General features: G+C 52.8%; 22 protein-coding genes and 5 tRNA genes. 16 read left to right on the forward strand and 11 right to left on the reverse strand.

The window, feature by feature from the left end:
* Nucleotides 1–11: 11 nt before the first annotated feature.
* The 5 genes from gutM to srlA all read right to left on the reverse strand — a co-directional run bounded on the left by gutM (nucleotide 12) and on the right by srlA (nucleotide 3144).
* Nucleotides 12–371, reverse strand: a complete 360-nt coding sequence (gene gutM / locus ACLD3P_RS15610) for a transcriptional regulator GutM (RefSeq protein ID WP_220569676.1) — start codon at nucleotides 369–371, stop codon at nucleotides 12–14.
* Nucleotides 372–447: 76 nt separating this feature from the next.
* Nucleotides 448–1227, reverse strand: coding sequence for a sorbitol-6-phosphate dehydrogenase (srlD, locus tag ACLD3P_RS15615; RefSeq protein WP_001077372.1), 780 nt, complete (start codon nucleotides 1225–1227; stop codon nucleotides 448–450).
* 11 nt (nucleotides 1228–1238) lie between these two features.
* Complete coding sequence (srlB, locus tag ACLD3P_RS15620) at nucleotides 1239–1601, reverse strand: PTS glucitol/sorbitol transporter subunit IIA (protein ID WP_000111555.1); 363 nt, start codon at nucleotides 1599–1601, stop codon at nucleotides 1239–1241.
* An 11-nt stretch (nucleotides 1602–1612) separates the two neighbouring features.
* Complete coding sequence (locus ACLD3P_RS15625) at nucleotides 1613–2584, reverse strand: PTS glucitol/sorbitol transporter subunit IIB (protein WP_000199039.1); 972 nt, start codon at nucleotides 2582–2584, stop codon at nucleotides 1613–1615.
* Nucleotides 2581–3144: a PTS glucitol/sorbitol transporter subunit IIC gene (gene srlA, locus ACLD3P_RS15630; protein ID WP_000573333.1), complete on the reverse strand. Its 564-nt coding sequence runs from the start codon at nucleotides 3142–3144 to the stop codon at nucleotides 2581–2583. The genes ACLD3P_RS15625 and srlA overlap by 4 nt, the downstream gene beginning before the upstream one ends.
* A gap of 252 nt (nucleotides 3145–3396) precedes the next feature.
* Between srlA and mltB the strand changes: the two genes are divergently transcribed.
* Nucleotides 3397–4476, forward strand: a complete 1080-nt coding sequence (mltB, locus tag ACLD3P_RS15635) for a lytic murein transglycosylase B (RefSeq protein ID WP_076935576.1) — start codon at nucleotides 3397–3399, stop codon at nucleotides 4474–4476.
* A gap of 37 nt (nucleotides 4477–4513) precedes the next feature.
* Here the strand turns inward: mltB and ACLD3P_RS15640 are convergent, their stop codons facing one another.
* Nucleotides 4514–4759 (reverse strand): hypothetical protein, encoded by a 246-nt coding sequence (locus tag ACLD3P_RS15640; protein WP_076935575.1) that lies wholly within the window; start codon nucleotides 4757–4759, stop codon nucleotides 4514–4516.
* Nucleotides 4760–4953: 194 nt separating this feature from the next.
* On the opposite strand from ACLD3P_RS15640, the gene pncC reads away from it, so the two are divergent.
* The 15 genes from pncC to ACLD3P_RS15715 all read left to right on the forward strand — a co-directional run bounded on the left by pncC (nucleotide 4954) and on the right by ACLD3P_RS15715 (nucleotide 16763).
* Complete coding sequence (gene pncC / locus ACLD3P_RS15645) at nucleotides 4954–5451, forward strand: nicotinamide-nucleotide amidase (protein ID WP_023136961.1); 498 nt, start codon at nucleotides 4954–4956, stop codon at nucleotides 5449–5451.
* Nucleotides 5452–5535: 84 nt separating this feature from the next.
* Nucleotides 5536–6597 carry a recombinase RecA gene (gene recA / locus ACLD3P_RS15650; RefSeq protein WP_000963150.1) on the forward strand — a complete coding sequence of 354 codons (1062 nt, stop codon included), beginning with the start codon at nucleotides 5536–5538 and terminating at the stop codon, nucleotides 6595–6597.
* A gap of 116 nt (nucleotides 6598–6713) precedes the next feature.
* On the forward strand, nucleotides 6714–7214 hold the full coding sequence (gene recX / locus ACLD3P_RS15655; protein ID WP_001294863.1) for a recombination regulator RecX: 501 nt from the start codon (nucleotides 6714–6716) through the stop codon (nucleotides 7212–7214).
* A 235-nt stretch (nucleotides 7215–7449) separates the two neighbouring features.
* On the forward strand, nucleotides 7450–10080 hold the full coding sequence (gene alaS, locus ACLD3P_RS15660; protein ID WP_000047228.1) for an alanine--tRNA ligase: 2631 nt from the start codon (nucleotides 7450–7452) through the stop codon (nucleotides 10078–10080).
* A gap of 234 nt (nucleotides 10081–10314) precedes the next feature.
* Nucleotides 10315–10500 (forward strand): carbon storage regulator CsrA, encoded by a 186-nt coding sequence (gene csrA, locus ACLD3P_RS15665; RefSeq protein ID WP_000906486.1) that lies wholly within the window; start codon nucleotides 10315–10317, stop codon nucleotides 10498–10500.
* Nucleotides 10501–10803: 303 nt separating this feature from the next.
* Nucleotides 10804–10896 (forward strand) — tRNA-Ser (locus ACLD3P_RS15670).
* Between the two features lie 3 nt (nucleotides 10897–10899).
* Nucleotides 10900–10976: transfer RNA gene (locus tag ACLD3P_RS15675), tRNA-Arg, on the forward strand.
* A gap of 62 nt (nucleotides 10977–11038) precedes the next feature.
* Nucleotides 11039–11115, forward strand: a tRNA-Arg gene (locus tag ACLD3P_RS15680).
* Between the two features lie 62 nt (nucleotides 11116–11177).
* Nucleotides 11178–11254: transfer RNA gene (locus tag ACLD3P_RS15685), tRNA-Arg, on the forward strand.
* 196 nt (nucleotides 11255–11450) lie between these two features.
* Nucleotides 11451–11527: transfer RNA gene (locus ACLD3P_RS15690), tRNA-Arg, on the forward strand.
* 234 nt (nucleotides 11528–11761) lie between these two features.
* Nucleotides 11762–12328, forward strand: coding sequence for a fructose-1-phosphate/6-phosphogluconate phosphatase (gene yqaB, locus ACLD3P_RS15695; protein WP_000271296.1), 567 nt, complete (start codon nucleotides 11762–11764; stop codon nucleotides 12326–12328).
* Nucleotides 12325–12750, forward strand: a complete 426-nt coding sequence (locus ACLD3P_RS15700; RefSeq protein WP_001279499.1) for a YqaA family protein — start codon at nucleotides 12325–12327, stop codon at nucleotides 12748–12750. Before yqaB ends, ACLD3P_RS15700 begins: the two co-directional genes overlap by 4 nt.
* Nucleotides 12751–12826: 76 nt before the next feature.
* Nucleotides 12827–14383, forward strand: coding sequence for a glutamate--cysteine ligase (gene gshA, locus ACLD3P_RS15705; RefSeq protein ID WP_000611821.1), 1557 nt, complete (start codon nucleotides 12827–12829; stop codon nucleotides 14381–14383).
* Between the two features lie 149 nt (nucleotides 14384–14532).
* On the forward strand, nucleotides 14533–15048 hold the full coding sequence (luxS, locus tag ACLD3P_RS15710) for an S-ribosylhomocysteine lyase (protein WP_001130194.1): 516 nt from the start codon (nucleotides 14533–14535) through the stop codon (nucleotides 15046–15048).
* A gap of 344 nt (nucleotides 15049–15392) precedes the next feature.
* A complete protein-coding gene (locus ACLD3P_RS15715; RefSeq protein ID WP_000645140.1) occupies nucleotides 15393–16763 on the forward strand; it encodes a carbohydrate porin in 1371 nt (456 codons plus the stop codon).
* Nucleotides 16764–16811: 48 nt separating this feature from the next.
* Here ACLD3P_RS15715 and emrB read toward each other — a convergent pair whose 3' ends face one another.
* From emrB to proX, 5 genes are all read right to left on the reverse strand, one after another.
* Nucleotides 16812–18350 carry a multidrug efflux MFS transporter permease subunit EmrB gene (emrB, locus tag ACLD3P_RS15720; RefSeq protein WP_001187297.1) on the reverse strand — a complete coding sequence of 513 codons (1539 nt, stop codon included), beginning with the start codon at nucleotides 18348–18350 and terminating at the stop codon, nucleotides 16812–16814.
* Between the two features lie 16 nt (nucleotides 18351–18366).
* Nucleotides 18367–19539: a multidrug efflux MFS transporter periplasmic adaptor subunit EmrA gene (emrA, locus tag ACLD3P_RS15725; RefSeq protein WP_017441159.1), complete on the reverse strand. Its 1173-nt coding sequence runs from the start codon at nucleotides 19537–19539 to the stop codon at nucleotides 18367–18369.
* Between the two features lie 126 nt (nucleotides 19540–19665).
* Complete coding sequence (gene mprA / locus ACLD3P_RS15730) at nucleotides 19666–20196, reverse strand: transcriptional repressor MprA (protein WP_000378431.1); 531 nt, start codon at nucleotides 20194–20196, stop codon at nucleotides 19666–19668.
* Between the two features lie 496 nt (nucleotides 20197–20692).
* Nucleotides 20693–21877 (reverse strand): MFS transporter, encoded by a 1185-nt coding sequence (locus ACLD3P_RS15735; RefSeq protein WP_023197545.1) that lies wholly within the window; start codon nucleotides 21875–21877, stop codon nucleotides 20693–20695.
* A gap of 164 nt (nucleotides 21878–22041) precedes the next feature.
* Nucleotides 22042–23037, reverse strand: a complete 996-nt coding sequence (proX, locus tag ACLD3P_RS15740) for a glycine betaine/L-proline ABC transporter substrate-binding protein ProX (protein WP_001216613.1) — start codon at nucleotides 23035–23037, stop codon at nucleotides 22042–22044.
* Nucleotides 23038–23056: the final 19 nt, after the last annotated feature.

The raw sequence follows: 23056 nt of genomic DNA on the forward strand, positions 1-23056 counted from the left end.
TCACAACGAAATTACCCATGTTTCAGTTTAAGCGCCAATGATAGTGCATTCTGCGCGAGCGAATCATGGGGAAAGATCACATCAGGCTGTAATTCATGCAAATGTTTTCCTTGCATTGCGGCAATTTTAACCGGTCTGGCGAATACCGTAAGGCCTTTCATCAATAAAGTGTCCGCCACCCGCTGCTGTTCGTCCAGCGCCACGGCAACCACCACCCGGGGCTTAAAACGCCCGCCGGAGCGCCCGACGCCGACCCGTCCCTGCTGGCTAAGTTTATCGAAGGCCCGATTAAAGCGGGAAATCTGCCAGCCGCCCAGCGCCAGTTGCGCACACCAGGCGATAACGGCGACGGTAATCAGAGTGGAAACCATAATGTGCTCCTGTTGTTTTGCCTGATGGCGGCGTAACCGTCTTATCCGGCCTACGGCGCCATCCGGCAATTCACGGTCAGAACATCACTTGACCGCCGGTTACGTTGATCGACTGCCCGGTGCAATAAGACGCTTTCGGGCTGGCATAAAATAACAGCATGTTCAGCACATCCTGATAATCACACCCGCGTTTGAGTGGTACCTTATCAATGTAATACTGCTCCACCTCGTCGGGCTTAATGCCCAGTTTAGTAGCGTATTGCGGCAGCAGTGACTGGAACATTGGCGATTTCAACAGGTTGCCGAGCATCAACGAGTGTACGGTAATGCCGTATTCCGCCAGATCCAGCGCCAGAGACTGGGTTAACCCCACGCCGCCGAATTTCGCCGCGCTGTAGCCGGAGTTGTGTTTACTGCCCACTTTGCCGGATTTAGAGTTAATCTGAATAATGCGCCCCTGAATGCCGTCGCGGATCATCAGGCGGGAAAACTCCCGGGCGCAGAGGAAATAGCCCACCAGATTCACCTGTAGCGAGCGGTCAAAATCGCCCAACTGGAAATCGCTGATAAACGCCGCTTTGGCGATACCCGCGCTGTAAACCAGCAGATCGACGCGCCCGAAAATCTCGTCTACGCCGCGGGACAGCGCCAGCACGCTCTGCTCGCTGGTAGCGTCAGCGCCAAAACCGTACGCCATACCTTCGCCAAAATCGGCGTTAATTTCCTGGGCGACATTCGCGGCTTTATCGCTTTGAATATCAACGACCGCCACGCGGTATCCTTCTTCTGCAAGCCCACGGCAAAGGAATGCCCCCAGGGTCTGGCCTCCGCCAATGACAACGGCAACTTGATTCATGTTTTTTCTCCTTAAGCGACAAACGTCAAAATACAGCCCGGCGCGATATCGTCCGGTACAGGCCCCGCAACGTGTACGGTGCCGGGAAATTCTGCTTCGCGCAGACCATCGAAGCGCAAAGTGATATGCCCCAGTTCACGCAGGTTTTGCTCGGCTACGCTGCCGACCGCCGTGACCGGATAGCAATGTTGGCCCAATTCACACCGCGCGCCAGGCTGCAGCGCGCCGGTCAGTTCGCCATGACAATGGATGAAGCAAAATTCTTCGATATCCGCCGGCGCGCCTTCCCGAAACGTAATCAGCATCTGTTCGCCGAGCGCCTCCATCGCGCTCTGGCCGATACGGGTGATAGTGGTTTGATAAATCACGCTCATGTCTGAACCTCTTATTGATAGATAAAGCCGGAAACAAACCAGGCGATAAGTACCGTGGGCGCGCCAGTCAGGAAGCGTCCGACCAGCACGGAAGGTACGCCGACGCGAACGGTGTCTTGCTTCGCTTCCGCCAGCGACAGGCCGACCGGGATAAAGTCGCAGGCCGCCTGCGCGTTAATCGCGAACAGGGCAGGAAGCGCCAGATGCGGGGGGATATTGCCGAGGCCTATCTGAACGCCAATCAGGACGCCAATGACCTGAGCGATAACCGCGCCAGGGCCGAGAAAGGGCGACAGCAGCGGGAAAGAGCAGATCAATGCCAGCGTCACCAGCCCCAGTGGATGGCTGGCTAATGGCGCCAGGCCGTGGGCGATCCAGTCGCCAAGACCTGAGGCCATAATGATGCCGATCAGCGCCGAAACGAATGCCATAAACGGCAGGATTGTTTTCAGAACCGTATCAATGGTGTCGCGACCGGACTGGAACAGTACCGCCACGGCGGAGCCCATTCCCATACCAACTTTTGCCAGCAGCCCGTCGCTCTGCTCGGTGATTTTTTTGCTGGTGTCGTAGTCACGTCCTAATGTCGTTTTGGCAGGCTGGGGACTGGCAGGCGTTTCGCCGACAAGAGTAATGTTTTCTTCCTTTACGCCGGAGACATAAATATCCTCAACAATATACTGCGCCAATGGTCCGGACTTACCCGTCGAGTGAATATTAATGGTTGGAATCCGGCGTTTCGGATAGATACCGCAGCGCAGCGTACCGCCACAGTCGATAATGGCCGCGCCGATCTCCGCTTCCGGCGGTTCGCCTTCTTTAAAGCCGTCCACCGCTTGCCAGCCTGTTAGTTGCGCCAGTTTGTCGACGATCGCCGGGCGCGTACCGGCTGTGATATAGACGATCTTTTTGCCTGGCGTAACGTCCAGTTCAAGCGGGCCGCCCCAGCCGCCGGCGCCTTTCTCAATACGAACCCGTGTCATGATACCGCTCCTGTCAGATGAACTTTCTGCTCAAGTTGAATCCCCATTTTTTTCTCAAAAATAGCGGTGGTGAGATCGGTTACCCAACCGCGGAAGAAGTTCGTCACCAGACCTACCAGCAGATAGCTCACCGCGAGCGGGCCGAGAGGAAGCCCTAACGTGGTGAGTCCGCTGGCAATACCCAGATAAACAAACAGTTCGCCGGGATTGATATGCGGAAACAGACCGTTCATGGAGTGACAGCTATAGGAGGCCGCCGCGTAATAGCTCGGCTTGTACTTCTCCGGCATAAAGCGTCCCAGACTCAGGGTCATCGGATTACAAAAAACAAATGTCCCGATACACGGTAAAAGCAGGTAACGAGATAGCGGATTTCCGGCGCAACGTTGGGCAAAACGCTCAATACGCTGCTGGCCGATAAAATTGATGAGCGCATTCATGATAACCAGCAGGCTTATCAGTAGCGGAAGAATACCTGTCACCATACCGGTAAACACCTCTCCGCCTTTCTGGAATAACCCGATGAACCACTCCGCACCATGTGTAATGGTTTCGATCATTGTTCTCTCCTGTAGGGTTTTTAGTTTTCTTGCTAATTTCCTGTTCATTTTAATCATGTTGAAAGATTCAAAAGTGTTATTGTGATCGCAAAATAAAAGAAAAATATTTTAAGTTGAAAGTTTGTGGGGTGGGGGAGCAGATACAAACTGAAAAGAGGAGAAAGGTGATTTATTCTCTTGTGCCGCTTCCTTGTGCGGCGAGGGATGCTTTACCATACTTCTCCCTGGATGAATTTGTTTAATGGATGTCTCATGTTCAAGCGTCGTTATGTAGCGTTACTTCCACTTTGCGTATTGCTTGCTGCCTGTAGCAGCAAGCCAAAATCTTCCGAGACTCAAGCGACGACGGGCACGCCTTCCGGCGGCTTCCTGCTTGAGCCGCAGCATAACGTCATGCAAATGGGCGGCGACTTCGCCAACAACCCTAATGCGCAGCAGTTCATTGATAAAATGGTCAGTAAACACGGTTTTGACCGTCAGCAACTGCAGGAGATCCTCTCGCAGTCTAAAAGACTGGATTACGTTCTGCGTCTGATGGACAGACAAGCGCCGACCACTCAGCCGCCCGCCGGACCAAATGGCGCCTGGCTGCGCTACCGCAAACAATTTATTACGCCGGATAACGTGCAAAACGGCGTCGTGTTCTGGAATCAGTATGAAGACGCGCTGAACCGCGCCTGGCAGGTATACGGCGTACCGCCGGAAATCATCGTGGGGATTATCGGCGTGGAAACCCGCTGGGGACGTATCATGGGGAAAACGCGGATTCTGGACGCGCTGGCGACGCTGTCATTTAACTATCCGCGTCGGGCGGAATATTTCTCCGGCGAGCTGGAAACCTTCCTGCTCATGGCGCGCGATGAGCAAGACGATCCGCTCAATCTGAAAGGTTCCTTTGCGGGCGCGATGGGCTACGGCCAGTTTATGCCGTCTTCCTATAAAGAATATGCGGTCGATTTCAATGGCGACAATCACATCAACCTTTGGGACCCGGTTGATGCCATCGGCAGCGTGGCGAACTACTTCAAGGCGCATGGTTGGGTGAAAGGCGATACGGTTGCGGTGCCGGCGAATGGTCAGGCGCCTGGGCTGGCGAATGGTTTCAAAACAAAATATAGCCTCTCTCAGCTTGCCGCCGCAGGCTTAACGCCGCAGCAATCGTTGGGCAATCATCAGGAAGCCAGCCTGCTGCGTCTGGATATCGGTACGGGCTACCAGTACTGGTACGGCCTGCCGAACTTCTACACCATTACCCGATATAACCACAGCACGCATTATGCGATGGCGGTTTGGCAACTGGGCCAGGCGGTAGCGCTGGCGCGGGTGCGCTAATTTACGCTTAGGGAGGGGAGCACCCCCTCCGCTATTATTATGGCTTTTTGGGCTGATTCTCTGCCTGCAAGTGGGATATCTTCTTTGATAGTGCCAGACTATATCCCAGACATCCCAGGCCTAAGATAATTTGACCGCCATCATACGTTTCAAAATAGCCTGACGACAATATATTCAGTACTCCCATTCCTAATGAACATACTCCACCCACAATTAACCACAGCCGGAGTTGACAGGTTTGTTTCAGTTTGTGCTGTGTACTTTCCGTTTTTTTGAGTGACATCCTTGCTTTCTCTCTGTGCGTGTAAATTTAGCAACATGGTACTGCTATTTAGTCATGTGCTACCTCTTTCATTCTGCATAAATAACCTGCTGGCATTTTTTCGGAATCCGACTCGTAAAATCGACTGCTCGTCCCCATCTCTGGTGAGAAAGTGCTATCTTGTGCGGCAGGATTTCTAACTGACAGAGGTCATGATGACTGACAGTGAACTGATGCGGCTTAGCGAGCAGGTTGGGCTGGCGTTAAAAGCGCGCAGGGCGACCGTAACGACAGCAGAGTCCTGTACCGGCGGCTGGCTGGCGAAAGCCATTACCGACATCGCCGGAAGCTCCGCCTGGTTTGAACGCGGCTTTGTCACCTATAGTAATGAAGCCAAAGCGCAGATGATTGGCGTGCGTGAAGAGACTCTGGCGCAGCATGGCGCGGTCAGCGAACCCGTAGTGGTCGAAATGGCGATCGGGGCGTTGAAGGCCGCTCGCGCCGATTTTGCTGTCGCTATTAGCGGAATTGCCGGGCCGGATGGCGGCAGTGAAGAAAAGCCGGTTGGTACGGTGTGGTTTGCTTTCGCCAGCGTCAGTGGAGAAGGGATTACGCGTCGGGAATGCTTCAGCGGCGACCGTGAATCGGTGCGTCGACAGGCGACGACGTACGCGCTACAAACCCTGTGGCAACAATTTCTACAAAACACTTGATACTGTATGAGCATACAGTATAATTGCTTCAACAGTACGAATTCACTATCCGGTTCAATACCAAGTTGCATGACAGGAGTAATAATGGCTATCGACGAAAACAAACAGAAAGCGTTGGCGGCAGCACTGGGCCAAATTGAAAAGCAATTTGGTAAAGGCTCCATCATGCGTCTGGGTGAAGACCGTTCTATGGATGTGGAAACTATCTCCACCGGTTCGCTTTCACTGGATATCGCACTCGGTGCGGGCGGTCTGCCGATGGGGCGTATCGTCGAAATTTACGGGCCGGAATCTTCCGGTAAAACGACCCTGACGCTGCAGGTGATTGCCGCTGCGCAGCGTGAAGGTAAAACCTGTGCGTTTATCGATGCGGAACACGCGCTTGACCCTGTTTACGCACGCAAGCTGGGCGTCGATATCGATAACCTGCTCTGCTCTCAGCCGGATACCGGCGAGCAGGCGCTGGAAATCTGTGACGCGCTGGCGCGTTCAGGCGCGGTGGACGTCATTGTGGTCGATTCCGTAGCGGCGCTAACGCCGAAAGCGGAAATCGAAGGCGAAATCGGCGACTCTCACATGGGCCTCGCGGCGCGTATGATGAGCCAGGCGATGCGTAAGCTGGCGGGGAACCTGAAACAGTCCAACACGCTGTTGATTTTCATCAACCAGATCCGTATGAAGATTGGCGTGATGTTCGGTAACCCGGAAACCACCACCGGCGGTAACGCGCTGAAATTCTACGCCTCTGTTCGTCTTGATATCCGTCGTATTGGCGCGGTGAAAGAGGGCGATAATGTCGTGGGTAGCGAAACGCGGGTAAAAGTGGTGAAAAACAAAATCGCCGCGCCGTTTAAGCAGGCCGAGTTCCAGATCCTCTACGGCGAAGGCATCAACTTCTATGGCGAACTGGTTGACCTGGGCGTGAAAGAGAAGCTGATCGAGAAAGCGGGCGCATGGTACAGCTACAACGGCGAGAAGATTGGCCAGGGTAAAGCGAACGCGACTACCTGGCTGAAAGAGAACCCGGCGACAGCGAAAGAGATCGAGAAAAGGGTTCGTGAATTACTGTTGAGTAATCAGAATGCCACGCCCGATTTCGCCGTTGACGATAGCGAAGGCGTTGCAGAAACCAACGAAGATTTTTAATCATCAGGTGATGGTGGGTCGGACAAAACGAAGCCGCCATTCAGCAAAACGTTAAATTACCATCAAGGGCTGCATTTATGCGGCCCTTTTGGCATTTCTCCCTGTTAAGGTTTTTTATGAGTGAACCCACATCGCGCCGTCCCGCTTATGCTCGTCTCCTTGATCGTGCGGTACGTATTCTTGCTGTCCGCGATCACAGCGAGCAGGAATTACGGCGTAAACTCTCCGCGCCGGTGATGGGCAAAAATGGGCCGGAAGAGATTGATGCGACGGCAGACGATTATGAACGCGTGATCGCCTGGTGCCACGAACATCACTATCTTGATGACGAGCGCTTCGTGATGCGCTTTATCGCCAGTCGTAGCCGTAAAGGCTATGGCCCGGCGCGTATTCGCCAGGAGTTGAATCAGAAAGGCATTTCCCGTGAATCGACTGAAAAAGCGATGCGAGAATGTGAAATTGACTGGAGTGAAATGGCACGTGAACAGGCCGTTCGCAAATATGGTGAGCCGCTCCCTTCAAACTTTTCAGAAAAGGTTAAGGTACAGCGCTTTTTGCTCTATCGCGGGTATCTGATGGACGATATCCAGCAAATATGGCGAAATTTTGCAGATTGAGCGCATACGGGATTTTACTTCCCGGTAAAGAAAACTTATCTTATTCCCACTTTTTCCGTCTGGACGCGGGTTGCTTAACGGCGAACAGCGTCTGCGACGAATATTCCTTAAATACACAAAATCATTCAAGCCGCATCAAAGCGGCAAGTGAGCCTCGGGAACGCGTGACCGGGAAACTCGCAGCCAACGCAGAGGCGGCCTGAAGGATGAAGTGTAGCTTGATTTCAGGATAATTATGAGCAAGAGCACCGCTGAGATCCGTCAGGCGTTTCTCGACTTTTTCCATAGTAAAGGGCATCAGGTAGTTGCCAGCAGTTCCCTGGTGCCTAACAATGACCCCACTCTGTTGTTTACCAATGCCGGGATGAACCAGTTCAAGGATGTTTTCCTTGGGCTCGATAAACGTAATTATTCCCGTGCAACCACTTCCCAGCGTTGCGTACGCGCGGGGGGTAAACACAACGATCTGGAAAACGTCGGATACACTGCACGTCACCATACTTTCTTCGAAATGCTGGGCAACTTCAGCTTCGGCGATTACTTCAAACACGACGCCATTCAGTTCGCATGGGAATTACTGACCGGTGAAAACTGGTTTGCTCTGCCAAAAGAGCGTTTATGGGTCACCGTTTATGAAACCGACGACGAAGCCTATGAGATCTGGGAAAAAGAAGTCGGCATCCCGCGCGAGCGTATCATCCGTATCGGCGACAATAAAGGCGCGCCATACGCATCGGATAATTTCTGGCAGATGGGTGATACCGGTCCCTGCGGTCCGTGCACCGAAATCTTCTACGATCATGGCGACCACATCTGGGGCGGCCCTCCGGGAAGCCCGGAAGAAGACGGCGATCGCTATATTGAGATCTGGAACATCGTCTTTATGCAGTTCAACCGTCAGGCTGACGGGACTATGGAACCATTGCCGAAACCGTCTGTAGATACCGGTATGGGGCTGGAGCGTATTGCCGCGGTACTGCAACACGTTAACTCTAACTATGATATCGACCTGTTCCGCACGTTGATTGAAGCGGTAGCGAAAGTCACCGGCGCCACCGATCTGGGTAATAAATCGCTGCGCGTTATCGCCGACCACATCCGTTCCTGCGCATTCCTGGTTGCCGATGGCGTGCTGCCGTCGAATGAAAACCGTGGCTATGTGCTGCGTCGCATTATTCGTCGCGCGGTTCGTCACGGCAACATGCTGGGCGCGAAAGAGACCTTCTTCTACAAGCTGGTTGGGCCGCTGATTGAGGTAATGGGCTCCGCAGGCGAAGAGTTGAAACGTCAGCAGGCGCAGGTCGAGCAGGTTCTGAAAACGGAAGAAGAGCAGTTCGCCCGTACGCTGGAGCGCGGTCTGGCGCTGCTGGATGAAGAACTGGCGAAATTGCAGGGCGACACCCTGGACGGCGAAACTGCTTTCCGTCTGTATGATACTTATGGTTTCCCGGTCGATCTAACGGCGGACGTCTGCCGTGAGCGCAACATAAAAGTCGACGAAGCCGGTTTTGAAGCCGCTATGGAAGAGCAACGCCGTCGTGCGCGCGAAGCTAGCGGTTTTGGCGCGGACTACAACGCGATGATCCGCGTTGATAGCGCTTCTGAATTTAAAGGTTATGACCATCTGGAACTGAACGGCAAAGTGACTGCGCTGTTTGTCGATGGTAAAGCGGTTGAAGCGATTAACGCGGGACAGGAAGCGGTTGTCGTGCTGGATCAGACCCCATTCTATGCGGAATCAGGCGGTCAGGTTGGCGATAAAGGCGAGCTGAAAGGCGCTGGATTTACTTTCGCTGTGGACGACACGCAAAAATATGGTCAGGCGATTGGTCACCTCGGCAAATTGTCTGCGGGCGCTCTGAAAGTGGGCGATGCGGTACAGGCTGACGTAGATGAAGCGCGCCGCGCACGTATCCGTCTGAACCACTCCGCCACGCACCTGATGCACGCGGCGTTGCGCCAGGTGCTTGGGACACACGTTGCGCAGAAAGGTTCGCTGGTTAGCGATAAAGTGCTGCGCTTCGACTTCTCGCACAATGAAGCGATGAAGCCGTCGGAGATTCGTCAGGTTGAAGATTTGGTGAATGCGCAAATTCGCCGCAACCTGCCGATTGAAACGAACATCATGGATCTCGACGCGGCGAAGGCGAAAGGCGCCATGGCGCTGTTTGGCGAGAAATATGACGAACGTGTACGCGTTCTGAGCATGGGCGATTTCTCTACCGAACTGTGCGGCGGTACTCACGCCAGTCGTACCGGTGATATCGGTCTATTCCGTATTATCTCTGAGTCCGGCACCGCAGCGGGCATTCGTCGTATTGAGGCGGTAACCGGTGAAGGCGCTATGGCCACCGTTCATGCGCAAAGCGATCGCTTAAACGATATTGCGCATCTGCTGAAGGGCGACAGCCAGAATCTGGGCGACAAAGTGCGTGCCGTGCTGGAACGTACACGTCAGCTGGAAAAAGAGTTGCAGCAGTTGAAGGACCAGGCCGCAGCGCAGGAGAGTGCAAATCTTTCCAGTAAAGCGGTCGATCTCAACGGCGTGAAGCTCCTGGTCAGCGAGCTTGCTGGTATTGAGCCGAAAATGCTGCGAACCATGGTTGATGATCTGAAAAATCAACTGGGGTCTACCGTTATCGTACTGGCAACGGTTGTTGAAGGTAAGGTTTCTCTGATTGCTGGCGTGTCGAAGGATGTGACCGACCGGGTTAAAGCAGGGGAATTGATTGGTATGGTCGCTCAGCAGGTGGGCGGTAAGGGTGGCGGTCGTCCGGACATGGCGCAAGCCGGTGGTACGGATGCGGCAGCTCTGCCTGCAGCGTTAGCCAGTGTACAAGGCTGGGTCAGCGCAAAATTGCAATAATTATAAGCGTTCGTTGGCGCCGCAGCCCGTGCTGCGGCGTTTACGTCAACGCTATCGACAACGATAAAGTCAGGTTGAAGTTTTGTATATCGGCTAAACTTAGGTTTAACAGAATGTAATGCCATGACTGCTTACACCTAAGGTGTTTGTCATCGCTTACTTTTTGGCGTTATATGATGGATAATGCCGGGATACAGAGAGACCCGACTCTTTTAATCTTTCAAGGAGCAAAGAATGCTGATTCTGACTCGTCGAGTTGGTGAGACCCTCATGATTGGCGATGAGGTCACCGTGACAGTTTTAGGGGTGAAGGGCAACCAGGTGCGTATTGGCGTGAACGCCCCGAAAGAAGTTTCTGTCCATCGTGAAGAGATCTACCAGCGTATCCAGGCTGAAAAATCCCAGCAGTCCAGTTACTAAGGTTTTCGCGTCTCACTTTTTGGGTGAGACGCAGCCTCTCTTCTCGCTCGCCCGCGTTGTCCCTTCATGACTTTTTTCAACCTCACTGTTGATATGGTGCGCTTTTGGCGGCCAGCGTGTCATCAAATTATCTGTTGATAAAACACTCTTTTTGGCTTTTTTACAGACTAATTGAGCGTGAAGTGTGCAAACGATAAAAGCTCTGGAAAAATTGTTTGACTTATAAGTCCCAGAAAGTAATATGTGCGCCACGCAGCGACGATGAGCAGAACAAGTTCTTCGAAGCACTCGTAAGAGGCGTGTGGTGAGGTGGCCGAGAGGCTGAAGGCGCTCCCCTGCTAAGGGAGTATGCGGTCAAAAGCTGCATCCGGGGTTCGAATCCCCGCCTCACCGCCATTTGCATCCGTAGCTCAGCTGGATAGAGTACTCGGCTACGAACCGAGCGGTCGGAGGTTCGAATCCTCCCGGATGCACCATCTCTTACTTGATACGGCTTTCACCGCGGTATCAATATCGGCAGTAAAGCAAGTTTTCCGATGCATCCGTAGCTCAGCTGGATAGAGTACTCGGCTACGAACCGAGCGGTCGGAGGTTCGAATCCTCCCGGATGCACCATCTCTTACTTGATACGGCTTTCACCGCGGTATCAATATCGGCAGTAAAGCAAGTTTTCCGATGCATCCGTAGCTCAGCTGGATAGAGTACTCGGCTACGAACCGAGCGGTCGGAGGTTCGAATCCTCCCGGATGCACCATATTCTCCGTACTTTCAGTGATGAAGATACGGATAAGATAGCGGTAATCACCGCTGGCACCAGGAAGGATAACGTTGCGTCAGCAACGGCCCAAAGGGCGAGCCGTAAGGCGAGTAATCCTCCCGGATGCACCATCTCTTACTTGATACGGCTTTCACCGCGGTGTCAATATCGGCAGTAAAGCAAGTTTTCCAATGCATCCGTAGCTCAGCTGGATAGAGTACTCGGCTACGAACCGAGCGGTCGGAGGTTCGAATCCTCCCGGATGCACCATATTCTCCGTACTTTCAGCGATGAAGATGCAGATAAGATAGCGGTAATCACCGCTGGCATCAGAAGGATAACGTTGCGTCAGCAACGGCCCATAAGGCGAATAACCTCCCGGATACGTCACTGCCCTGCAATCGCTTTTCCCCTTATCCTGAACATACCTCTTCATCTCTATTAGCGACAAAATCAACCAATTGCGATAAAGTACTGTCTGGTTATTCGGTTTGCGAGAACACGATGTACGCACGTTATGCTGGTTTGATTTTTGATATGGACGGTACTCTCCTGGATACCGAACCCACGCATCGCAAAGCGTGGCGTGAGGTTTTGGGGCGCTATGGTCTTCGTTTTGATGAACAGGCAATGGTCGCGCTTAACGGTTCGCCAACCTGGCTTATCGCCCAGTCAATCATTGAGCTTAACCATGCCGATCTTGATCCCCTGTCACTGGCGCGTGAGAAAACCGACGCGGTAAAAAGCATCCTGCTGGACTGCGTAGAACCGCTGCCGCTGGTTGAGGTGGTTAAAGCGTGGCATGGGCGGCGTCCCATGTCGGTCGGTACCGGTAGCGAAAGCGCTATCGCGGAAGCCTTGTTAGCGCATCTGGGGCTGCGTCGTTATTTTGATGCGGTTGTGGCGGCAGATCACGTACAGCATCACAAACCCGCGCCTGACACCTTCCTACTGTGCGCCCAGCGGATGGGCGTCATGCCGACGCAGTGCGTGGTATTTGAAGATGCCGATTTTGGTTTACAGGCGGCGCGGGCGGCGGGAATGGATGCCGTGGATGTTCGACTATTGTGAGTGACGGACTGTCGCTCCTGTCTCTGTTTGCCAGTAGTTTTCTCAGCGCGACGCTGTTACCCGGTAATTCTGAGGTGGTTTTGGTTGCTATGCTGGTCTCCGGCGTCAGCCATCCCTGGGTCTTAGTCTTAACAGCAACAATGGGTAATAGCCTTGGAGGGGTAACTAACGTTATTCTTGGGCGTTTCTTTCCGCTGCGCAAAACGTCGCGCTGGCAGGAAAAAGCGACTGGCTGGCTAAAGCGTTATGGCGCAGCCACACTATTATTAAGCTGGATGCCGGTCATCGGTGATTTGTTGTGCCTGTTAGCGGGATGGATGCGCATCCCGTGGGGGCGGACGATCTTTTTTTTGTGTCTTGGTAAGGCGCTGCGCTATGTTGCGCTCGCAGCGGCGACGGTTCAGGGCATGATGTGGTGGTAATAATTGTAGGTTTGGCATGTATGGCCGCCATTACAGTTATGCTTATTAAAACGATTTGGACAGGCGGGAGGTCAATTTGATCCCGGACGTATCACAGGCTCTGGCCTGGCTGGAAAAACATCCTCAGGCGTTAAAGGGGATACAGCGCGGGTTAGAGCGCGAAACGCTGCGTGTCAATGCTGATGGCACGCTGGCGACAACAGGTCATCCTGAAGCGTTAGGTTCAGCGCTGACCCATAAATGGATTACCACGGATTTTGCGGAAGCCCTACTGGAGTTTATTACGCCAGTCGATGGCGATATCCAGCATATGCTCACTTTTATGCGCGATCTCCATCGGTATACGGCCAGGAAACTGGGCGATGAGCGGATGTGGCCATTAAGTATGCCCTGCTATATTGCGGAAGGGCAGGACATAGAGCTGGCGCAGTACGGCACATCAAATACCGGGCGCTTTAAGACGCTCTATCGCGAAGGGCTGAAAAATCGTTATGGCGCCTTGATGCAAACCATCTCCGGCGTACATTACAATTTTTCATTACCGATGGCGTTCTGGCAGGCGAAATGCGGTGTTACGGAAGGCGAAGCGGCAAAAGAAAAAATTTCTGCCGGCTATTTTCGTCTGATTCGCAACTATTACCGTTTTGGCTGGGTCATCCCCTATCTGTTTGGCGCGTCTCCGGCCATTTGTTCCTCTTTCCTGCAAGGAAAGCCAACCACATTACCGTTTGAAAAAACGGACTGCGGCATGTACTACCTGCCGTATGCGACGTCGCTGCGTTTGAGTGATTTGGGCTATACCAATAAGTCGCAAAGCAATCTCGGAATTACGTTTAACGATTTGCATGAATACGTTGCAGGTCTGAAGCGGGCGATTAAAACCCCTTCCGAGGAGTACGCGCGGATTGGTGTGGAAAAAGACGGTAAGCGGCTACAGATTAACAGCAACGTTCTGCAAATTGAAAATGAGCTGTACGCGCCCATTCGTCCCAAGCGCGTGACGCGCAGCGGCGAATCGCCTTCAGATGCGCTTCTGCGTGGTGGTATTGAGTACATCGAAGTTCGTTCTCTCGATATTAATCCGTTCTCACCGATCGGCGTAGACGAGCAACAGGTGCGCTTCCTAGATCTGTTTATGGTCTGGTGCGTATTGGCCGATGCGCCGGAAATGAGTAGCGATGAGCTGTTATGTACGCGTACAAACTGGAATCGCGTTATTCTGGAAGGGCGTAAGCCGGGCCTGACGTTAGGCATTGGCTGTGAAACTGCGCAATTCCCGCTGCCCAAAGTAGGGAAAGATCTCTTCCGCGATCTGAAACGCGTGGCGCAAACGCTGGACAGTATCCACGGGGGAGAGGAGTATCAAAAGGTATGTGACGAGTTGGTCGCCTGCTTTGATAATCCTGAACTGACATTCTCCGCCCGGATCTTACGGTCTATGATTGATGAAGGCATTGGCGGCACCGGGAAAGCGTTCGGTGAGGCTTACCGTAATCTGTTACGCGAAGAGCCGCTGGAGATTTTACAGGAAGAAGAGTTTATTGCTGAACGTGACGCTTCAGTACGTCGTCAGCAGGAGATTGAGGCGGCGGATACCGAGCCGTTTGCCGCGTGGCTTGCGAAACACGCCTGACCCAAAAGAAAAAGGCCACTCACGGAGTGGCCAAAATTTCATCGCTGAAAACAGGGATGATGATAACAAATGCGCGTCTTTCATATACTCAGACTCGCCCCGGAACAAAGAGTTCAGTTTATTTTTAAAAAATTATCGGAGGTGACTAAATGCCATTATTAGATAGCTTCGCAGTCGATCATACCCGGATGCAAGCGCCGGCGGTCCGGGTTGCAAAAACGATGAACACCCCGCATGGCGACGCAATCACCGTGTTTGATCTGCGTTTTTGCATTCCGAACAAAGAAGTGATGCCGGAAAAAGGGATTCATACGCTTGAGCATCTGTTTGCTGGCTTTATGCGCGACCACCTCAACGGTAACGGCGTTGAGATTATCGATATCTCGCCGATGGGCTGCCGCACCGGTTTCTACATGAGCCTGATTGGCACGCCGGACGAGCAGCGTGTTGCCGACGCCTGGAAAGCGGCGATGGCGGATGTGCTGAAAGTGCAGGATCAAAACCAGATCCCGGAGCTGAACGTTTACCAGTGCGGTACGTATCAGATGCACTCGCTCAGTGAAGCGCAGGACATTGCCCGTCATATTCTGGAGCGTGATGTACGCGTGAACAGCAATAAAGAGCTGGCGCTACCGAAAGAAAAACTGCAGGAACTGCATATTTAGTCTTATTGGTAAGCGGTTCCAGTATTTAAATTAACCCCGGTTTATGGCCGGGGTTTTTTATTGCTTAATATAATTTGCGTTTATTATATTTGCGGCGAGAATACGTTTTAAATTAAGTAATGCCTGGCCTGTTAAATATAAAATGTGATCTGGTAAACAGAAAAGGCGGATAACTCACGATGCCAGAGTGTATTGATCACATAAACTAAAAATCATAAATAATTAATAGAAAAACATAATGGAATGCGCCAGATATCCAGGTAATAACAAGACTCTACTAATAGCCGGTCGATGGGGTTTTTAGCAAATCTTATCTGGTATACATCAAACTTAAGGGATAAAAAATGAAGGCTAAATATTTGGCGCTGATGATCGGTGCTTGCTTTTCTCATAACCTTTGGGCAGCGAATAATATCACTATTGAGCAGCGTCTGGCTGAACTGGAGCAACGTGTTGTTAATGCTGAAAAACGGGCATCCGATGCCGAGGCGCAAATTCGCTCGCTGAAACAGCAGCAGGTCGCCGCTACGCCGACGGTGAATGTCCAGTCCGCCGAGCCCATTGCAGCAGGTAAAACGCCGCCGAAGCTGACCTTATCCGGATTCAGCGATATTAAGTTCTATGGCGATGTCGAATTTAATATGGATGCGGCAAGCCGTTCCGGTAGCCTGACCTCGATGAGAACGTCAGCAAATAAAGATTGGGCATCAGGAACCAATGAACGCTGGGATATTAACGGGCGCCTGTTGCTGGGCTTTGATGGCTACCAGCGGCTGGACAACGGTAATTTTGCCGGATTCTCTGTACAGCCTCTGGCGGACCTGACCGGAAAAATGAACCTTGATGATGCCGTTTTCTTCTTTGGTCGTGAGAATGACTGGAAAATTAAGGTTGGTCGTTTTGAAGCCTACGATATGTTCCCGCTGAATCAGGATACGTTTATTGAATATTCGGGGAATACAGCGAACGATCTTTACAGTGACGGTTACGGCTATATCTATATGATGAAAGAAGGACGGGGACGTAGTGACAGTGGGGGTAACTTCCTGCTGAGTAAAACCATCGACAACTGGTATTTCGAAGTTAACACATTGCTGGAAAATGGCAGTACGTTATATACCGAGAAGCAGTACCACGGAATGGATTTAAGCAACGATAAAAATGTGGCTTACGTCCGTCCGGTTATCGCCTGGCAAAACGGGCGTTTTTCAACGGCGATAGCGATGGAAAGTAACGTCGTTAACAACGCCTATGGCTATTATGAGAATGGGAAGTGGATCGATCAGTCAGATCGTACGGGCTATGGTTTTACCATGACCTGGAATGGTCAAAAAACTGACCCGGAAGATGGCGCAGTGATTAACCTGAATACCGCCTATATGGATGCGACCGATGAGACAGATTTTACCGCTGGAGTGAATGCGCTGTGGCATCGGTTTGAACTGGGTTATATCTATGCGCATAACAAAATCGAAGCCTTCAATGCTACCAATATCGATGCCGTTTGTGAGGACGATTGTTGGATCACCGATCCCGGCAATTATGACATTCACACTATTCATGCCTCATATTTATTCCCCAACGTGATGGATATGAAAAACTTTAACATCTACCTCGGTGCCTATGCTTCATGGGTAGAGGCCAATCCGAATAATGGCGATAACAGTGAAGATGCGCGTTACGGCGGGCGTCTGAGATTCAAATATTTCTTCTGATTGTTGGTCTACTAAAAAAGGGATCCGTAGATCCCTTTTATCAGATAGTTAGTGCGCGCCGCCACCGCCGCCGCCCGCACCGAAGGGCGGTTTGGCGAACCACACCAGGCCGAGCAGCACCAGGAAGATGCCCGCCGACATCCAGAAGATTTCGTTGGCGGAAATAATCAGCCCCTGATTCGTGATTTGCTGGGCTATCCAGCCTGACGCCTGTTGGTGCGTCATCCCTAAGCCTTCCAGTTTATCGTACATAGCCTGAGCGTTTGGATTATACGCCGTAATCGACTCCGTGAGCTGAGCATGGTGTAGCGACTCACGATCGGTCCACATAGTGGTGGTAATCGAGGTGCCGATGGAGCCCGCCAGCGTTCGCGTGAAGTTCGACAGGCTTGATGCCGCCGCCAGCCGTTCGGGCGGTAACCCGGAGAGCGTAATGGTGGTCAGCGGCATAAAGAAGCAGGCGACGGCAAATCCCTGAATAAACTGCGGCCATGCGGAAGCGCCGAAATCCATACCCGGTTCGAACGTCCAGGCGCGCCAGTAAAAACAGACGGCGTACATAATGAAGCTGAACGTGACCAGCCTGCGCATATCCAGTTTATGCGCGAAGCGTCCGATAATCGGCGACAAAATTACCGGAATAATGCCGACTGGCGCCGACGCCAGACCTGCCCACGTTGCGGTATAGCCGTACACCTCTTGCAAAAGCTGCGGCAGTAGAACAATGGCGCCGAAATAGAGCATATAGGCAAGGCTGATGCACAAGCAGCCAATAGTGAAGTTACGCGATTTAAAAAGAGAAAGATCGACGATAGGGTGATCGTCGGTCAGTTCCCAGACGATCAGGAAACTGATGGCGATGACGGCGACCACGGTCAGGATGATAATTTCCTGCGAGGAGAACCAGTCCAGCTCTTTACCGCGGTCGAGCATAATTTGCAGGCTGCCGATGCCAATCACCAGTAGCGCCAGACCGACGGCGTCAATACGTCGCCGTTCGGTATGCGTTTCACGTCCGCGCAGCGTGTGTAACGTCATCAGGACGACGGCGATGCCAATCGGCACGTTGATGAAGAAAATCCATCCCCAGTGGTAATTATCACTGATGTAGCCCCCCAGAATCGGGCCGCAAATCGGCGCGACAATGACGGTCATTGACCAGAGCGCCAGCGCAATGGAGCGCTTTGCAGGCGGATAGTTATTCAGCAACAGGCTTTGCGAGAGCGGAATCAGCGGCCCGGCGACCACGCCCTGCACCACGCGGAAGAAGATCAGCATATTCAGGCTGCTGGATACGCCACAGGCCCAGGAGGCCGCGGCAAAGGCGACCGTCGACCACATGAACAGTTTGACTTCGCCAAAACGTTTCGCCAGCCAGCCGGTTAAGGGAATCGAGATAGCGTTCGCCACCCCGAAAGAGGTGATAACCCATGTCCCCTGGCTTAGGGAAGAACCCAGGTTCCCGGCGATGGTCGGAATCGCCACGTTGGCAATGGTGGAGTCCAGCACCTGCATGAATGTCGCCAGCGACAGCGCGATCGTCATGATGACGAGCTGCGCGCCTTCCAGCGGTTTTTGCTGTTGCATCACACGCACCTCAGGATTAACCCGCGTTAGCCTGTACGATGTCGTCGATCAGTTTATTGACCGGCGCGAGATTAATTTCGCGTGCGTTACTTTCGGCAACCGGCGTCGTTCGTACCTGGCTGGCCAGTACCTGACCGTCGCGATTAGCGGTATCCACGGTGACCAGCGTCGATAAACCAATACGCAGCGGATGTTGTTCTAACTGGCGGGCGTCCAGTTCGACGCGTACCGGCAGACGTTGAACCACTTTAATCCAGTTACCCGTCGCATTTTGCGCGGGCAGCAGGGAGAAGGCGCTGCCTGTTCCCATATCCAGACCGACGACTTTACCGGTGTATTTTACGTCGTCGCCATAAATGTCAGTAATAATCGTCACTGGCTGCCCAATGCGCATATTCGCTAATTGGGTCTCTTTAAAGTTAGCGTCCACCCACAGATCGGTTGCAGGCACCACGGCCATCAGCGGCGTGGTGGGGCTGATTTGCGCGCCAGGCTGGACGGCGCGGCGAGAGACATAACCAGTCATTGGGCTGACGATGCGGGTACGCTCCAGCGCCAGCCAGGCGTTACGCACTTCGGTCGCCGCTTGTTGAACCGCGGGCTGATCTTCCAGTTTACTGTTGAGTATCATTGCCTGGTTGGCATTGTACTGTTGAATGGCGACATCTAACTGTGCCTGCGCGCTGGCGACGGCATCGCGGGCGTGTTGCAGCTCTTCACGACCAATAAGATTGGCATTACCCAGCGGCACACGACGGTTAAGGTCGCTTTGCGCTTGCGCCAGGGCGGTTTTTTGCACGTCGATATTCGCCTGCAACTGCTTGCTGTTAATCATCAACTGGTGCGTCTGACGCACGCTGGAGGCCAGCGCCGTTTTGGCTTTTTCAAACGCTTGTTTGGCGTCAGTCTGATCGAGCGTGACCAGAACATCGCCCTCTTTTACAAAGTCGGTGTTATCAGCCCAGACTTTCGTCACGCTGCCTGACACCTGCGCCATGATTTGAACCTGGTTCCCTGCCACGTAAGCATCATCTGTCTCTTCAATATGACGCAATACTAAAAACCAATAAATTCCATATGCCACGGCAATAATAACAAAGAGCAAGGTAAGAAGTAGCAGCGCTGTTTTGCGTTTGCCTTTCTTCTTAGCCGGTTGCTGCGGGGTTTGGATCTCCGCATTTGCGCTCATGTTGTTCTCCACGATCTTATTATTCACATCGGCTGAGCCGACCTGTTGTCAGAAAGGCCAGCAGTAACGCGTGCCGGCCTGTCCGCTTTCCTGTTATTAATCTGGATTTTTGAGCGGGTCGGCGCTTTAGCGCAGCGCCTCAAGAACAGTGCCTTCCTGCTCCATTTGATCAAGACGCGTCAGGAGTTTACGAGTGATGTGCTCAAGTTGATCTTTTTCGGCAGTGCTAAGTGATGACCAGAGTTGATGCAGACAATGATGCTGAGGTGGAAGCACTTCTTGCAAAAATGCCTGACCTTTCTCCGTTAATTGCAGATGCAGGCAACGGCGGTCGTTATCGCTCTCACGACGCTCAATCCAGCCGCGTTTTTCCAGCTCATCTGCAATGCGTGTCGCATTGGTGCGAGATGAACCCAGCGCGCAGCTTAATTCAGACGGCTGAATACTGTGGTTTTCCTGAGACTCCAGCGTAATCAACGCCATAAACAACGTCTCGTTAATCCCTTGAGCCTTCAGCATCTTATTGCGGTTTTCCAGGAGCTTGCCTTGCATGTGCATACAAAGACGAGTCAAAAGAATTTCCTGATAAGGAAAGTCTTCGTGACGGCTGGCGCGAAATTTTAGCATTTGTTCAATGGGCGTAAACGAACTATCCATTTGGGCATGACCTCATTAATTTCAGCCGATATAGTAACGACAGTGACAAATAAAGTAAATGTATTATTAATACAAAATCATTCTTTCAGGCTATAAAGCAACCAATGATACGCAGACTGAGACGCCAGCGGGAACATTGGGCCCGGTAAAGCGCCGCCTGCGGCAAATCCAGGAATGACGAGAAAAGCGTGAGTGCCTGCATGAAAAAATCAGGAGAGAACGATAAGCGGGAGGGGCGAAAGCCGGGTAAACGGCCTTACAACCCGATGCAAAAGCCACCGGAATATCACGGATAGCTATCGGTGAACGACCTTCGAATCCTTGAACGGGCGCTATTGGCCTGGGAGCAGATGGGGATGCAGGGCTTTCCATAGAATTATATTATTCTTCACCGGTATAAAAATAACCATGATAAATGAATAGCATAACCTTAACAGACTGGGGAGCTCCTTAACACCCTAAGGAGCTTAAACAAAGGTAAACGCTCACTATCCGCTTAATTTACGGCTTCCTGTCGGTGAAAACCTCGCCACCAGACCAGTAAATTAAGTAAGGCTACCGTGACACCCGCCAGACAAACGCCGGCCCAGCCGGCATGTTGCCAGGCGGAGGCGGAAATCAGCGACCCCGCGGCGCCACCGATAAAGTAGCTGGTCATATAGCCGGCGGTGAGCCGGTTACGCGCATCCGGATGCAAACGATAGATGACCGTCTGATTGGTGATATGTACCCCCTGAACGGTGAGGTCCAGTACCAGAATGCCAATAATCAGCGCCAGTACCGAGGTGTGCCCAAGCCAGATCGCCAGCCAGGAGAGTAACAGCAGCAGTAAGCCGAACGTGGTGGTGAGGTGAGATTTACCTTTATCGGCAAATCCGCCCGCCGGACGCGCGCCTAAAGCGCCGGCGGCCCCCGCCAGGCCAAACAGGCCAATCATCCCCTCGGAATAGCCAAACGGCGGCGCGGCGAGCAAAAAGGCCATTGACGTCCAGAGGATGCTGAAATTAGCAAAGGTCAGACAGCCCAGCAGCGCGCGGGTACGCAGCAGCTTATCGTGAATAAACAGGCTGAATACAGAACCCAACAGTTGCGGGTAGTTAAGATGGGTGTCGGATTTGAGTTTTGGCAGTCCGCGCCACAACGCGACGGCCATCAGCGCCATCAGCGCCGACGCTACCCAAAATACGGTGCGCCAACCGCCGAGGTTTGCCAGCAGTCCGGCGACCGTTCGCGCCAGCAGGATCCCCAGCAACAGGCCGCTCATAATGGTGCCGACCACTTTACCGCGGGTGGCGGGCGTCGCAAGCGTGGCGGCCAGCGGAACCAGAATCTGCGCCACCACGGAGAACAGTCCGGTTAAGGCCGTTCCGAGTATCATCATGCTAAGCGACTGACTGCTGGCGGTGATTAGCATTCCGCCAGCCGCCAGCAACGTCATGGAGACAATCAGCGTTCGGCGTTCAAACATGTCGCCAAGCGGCACCAGAAACAACAGGCCAGCGGCATAGCCCAACTGCGCGGCGGTAACGATAAACCCTGCGGAGCTGGCGGAAAGCGAAAAGTGATGCGCGATGGTATCAAGCAGCGGCTGGGCATAGTAGTTGCTGGCGACCGCCAGACCCGTGGCCACAGACATTAAAACGATCAGCGCCGGGCTAAGCCCATGAGTGGGTTTCGTCATGATGGTAATCGTGATTCAGATAATTATTTCCTGGGAAAACAATCATAGCGGATGTTGATGAATAAAGGGGAACGGTGACGTGATGAATCGTGCGCTTTGAGGAGAGATTGCGTTGGCCGGATAGCGGCGCATGAACTGCGCCTTATCCGGCATAAAAAACGATCTTATTTCTGCGCGGCCAGCGCTTCTTTCACCCAGCCGTCAAACTGCTGCTGGTGGGCGTTGATCCAGCCGTCCACATGGCCCTGAACATCGGCTTCAGACGATTTACCGGCATGCATCATGGCGTTCTGCGCGTTGATATCCGCCAGCGGCAGCTTCATGATGGCGAACAGTTTCGCCGCCGCCGGGTTTTTCTCCGCCCATGCCTTATTGGCGACAATATGCATGGTATTAACCGGGAACCCATAGTTCGCGCCGTTCGGCAGTTTAGTATCAATATTTTTCTGTTCGCCCGGCAGGGAGGAGAACGGCACCTGTAGCCAGACGACATCTTTACCCGGCTTCATTACGTCGCTCACCCAGTACGGGGTCCAGGTGTAATACAGCACCGGCTTGCCTTCTTTAAAACGGGTAATGGTATCAGCCATCATCGCCGCATAGTTACCGTGGCTGACCTCAACGGTTTTTTGCAGATCAAACGCTTTATTCTGGTGATTGATCACGGCTTCGCAGCCCCAGCCCGGCGAGCAGCCCATCATGTCCGCTTTTCCGTCGCCATTGGTGTCGAAGATTTTGGCGATTTTCGGATCTTTTAGCTGAGCGATATTGGTGATGTTGTACTGCTCGGCGGTTTTTTTATCGATCAGATAGCCCTGCGCAGCGCCGGAGACAAAGACGCCCTCGCGGTAAAACTTTTTGTCTCCGCCTGCTGCGGCATACATATCATCATGCAGCGGCTGCCAGTTCACGGCGGTAAACGTCGCATCGCCAGAGGCGATGGAGGTATAGCCTACGTTGTAATCGACTTCACTCGGCTTATTTACGGTATAACCCAACTTTTCCAGCGCCCGGCTGACCAGTAACGTCTGGAAGGACTCTTCAGAAATAGTGCTTTGGATAGGTTGGACGGTAATGCCTTTGCCAGGCAGGTCGGCAGCGAAAGCGCTGGCGGTGACAAGGGTGGCAAACGCTGAGGCAAATATCACAGTATGTCGCATCGTTGTTCCTTTAATTATG

The sequence above is a fragment of the Salmonella sp. 741265073_HBA genome (assembly GCF_046569105.1).
GTDB classification, from domain to species: Bacteria; Pseudomonadota; Gammaproteobacteria; order Enterobacterales; family Enterobacteriaceae; genus Salmonella; species Salmonella enterica.

Bases quoted from the DNA above. Each gene is read 5' to 3' on its own strand.
- gutM (WP_220569676.1), bottom strand. From the start codon at position 371: ATGGTTTCCACTCTGATTACCGTCGCCGTTATCGCCTGGTGTGCGCAA.
- csrA (WP_000906486.1), top strand. From the start codon at position 10,315: ATGCTGATTCTGACTCGTCGAGTTGGTGAGACCCTCATGATTGGCGAT.
- emrA (WP_017441159.1), bottom strand. From the start codon at position 19,539: ATGAGCGCAAATGCGGAGATCCAAACCCCGCAGCAACCGGCTAAGAAG.
- recA (WP_000963150.1), top strand. From the start codon at position 5,536: ATGGCTATCGACGAAAACAAACAGAAAGCGTTGGCGGCAGCACTGGGC.
- pncC (WP_023136961.1), top strand. From the start codon at position 4,954: ATGACTGACAGTGAACTGATGCGGCTTAGCGAGCAGGTTGGGCTGGCG.
- yqaB (WP_000271296.1), top strand. From the start codon at position 11,762: ATGTACGCACGTTATGCTGGTTTGATTTTTGATATGGACGGTACTCTC.
- srlA (WP_000573333.1), bottom strand. From the start codon at position 3,144: ATGATCGAAACCATTACACATGGTGCGGAGTGGTTCATCGGGTTATTC.
- srlB (WP_000111555.1), bottom strand. From the start codon at position 1,601: ATGAGCGTGATTTATCAAACCACTATCACCCGTATCGGCCAGAGCGCG.
- emrB (WP_001187297.1), bottom strand. From the start codon at position 18,350: ATGCAACAGCAAAAACCGCTGGAAGGCGCGCAGCTCGTCATCATGACG.
- ACLD3P_RS15640 (WP_076935575.1), bottom strand. From the start codon at position 4,759: ATGTCACTCAAAAAAACGGAAAGTACACAGCACAAACTGAAACAAACC.
- srlD (WP_001077372.1), bottom strand. From the start codon at position 1,227: ATGAATCAAGTTGCCGTTGTCATTGGCGGAGGCCAGACCCTGGGGGCA.
- ACLD3P_RS15625 (WP_000199039.1), bottom strand. From the start codon at position 2,584: ATGACACGGGTTCGTATTGAGAAAGGCGCCGGCGGCTGGGGCGGCCCG.
- luxS (WP_001130194.1), top strand. From the start codon at position 14,533: ATGCCATTATTAGATAGCTTCGCAGTCGATCATACCCGGATGCAAGCG.
- mltB (WP_076935576.1), top strand. From the start codon at position 3,397: ATGTTCAAGCGTCGTTATGTAGCGTTACTTCCACTTTGCGTATTGCTT.
- ACLD3P_RS15715 (WP_000645140.1), top strand. From the start codon at position 15,393: ATGAAGGCTAAATATTTGGCGCTGATGATCGGTGCTTGCTTTTCTCAT.
- mprA (WP_000378431.1), bottom strand. From the start codon at position 20,196: ATGGATAGTTCGTTTACGCCCATTGAACAAATGCTAAAATTTCGCGCC.
- recX (WP_001294863.1), top strand. From the start codon at position 6,714: ATGAGTGAACCCACATCGCGCCGTCCCGCTTATGCTCGTCTCCTTGAT.
- alaS (WP_000047228.1), top strand. From the start codon at position 7,450: ATGAGCAAGAGCACCGCTGAGATCCGTCAGGCGTTTCTCGACTTTTTC.
- ACLD3P_RS15735 (WP_023197545.1), bottom strand. From the start codon at position 21,877: ATGACGAAACCCACTCATGGGCTTAGCCCGGCGCTGATCGTTTTAATG.
- proX (WP_001216613.1), bottom strand. From the start codon at position 23,037: ATGCGACATACTGTGATATTTGCCTCAGCGTTTGCCACCCTTGTCACC.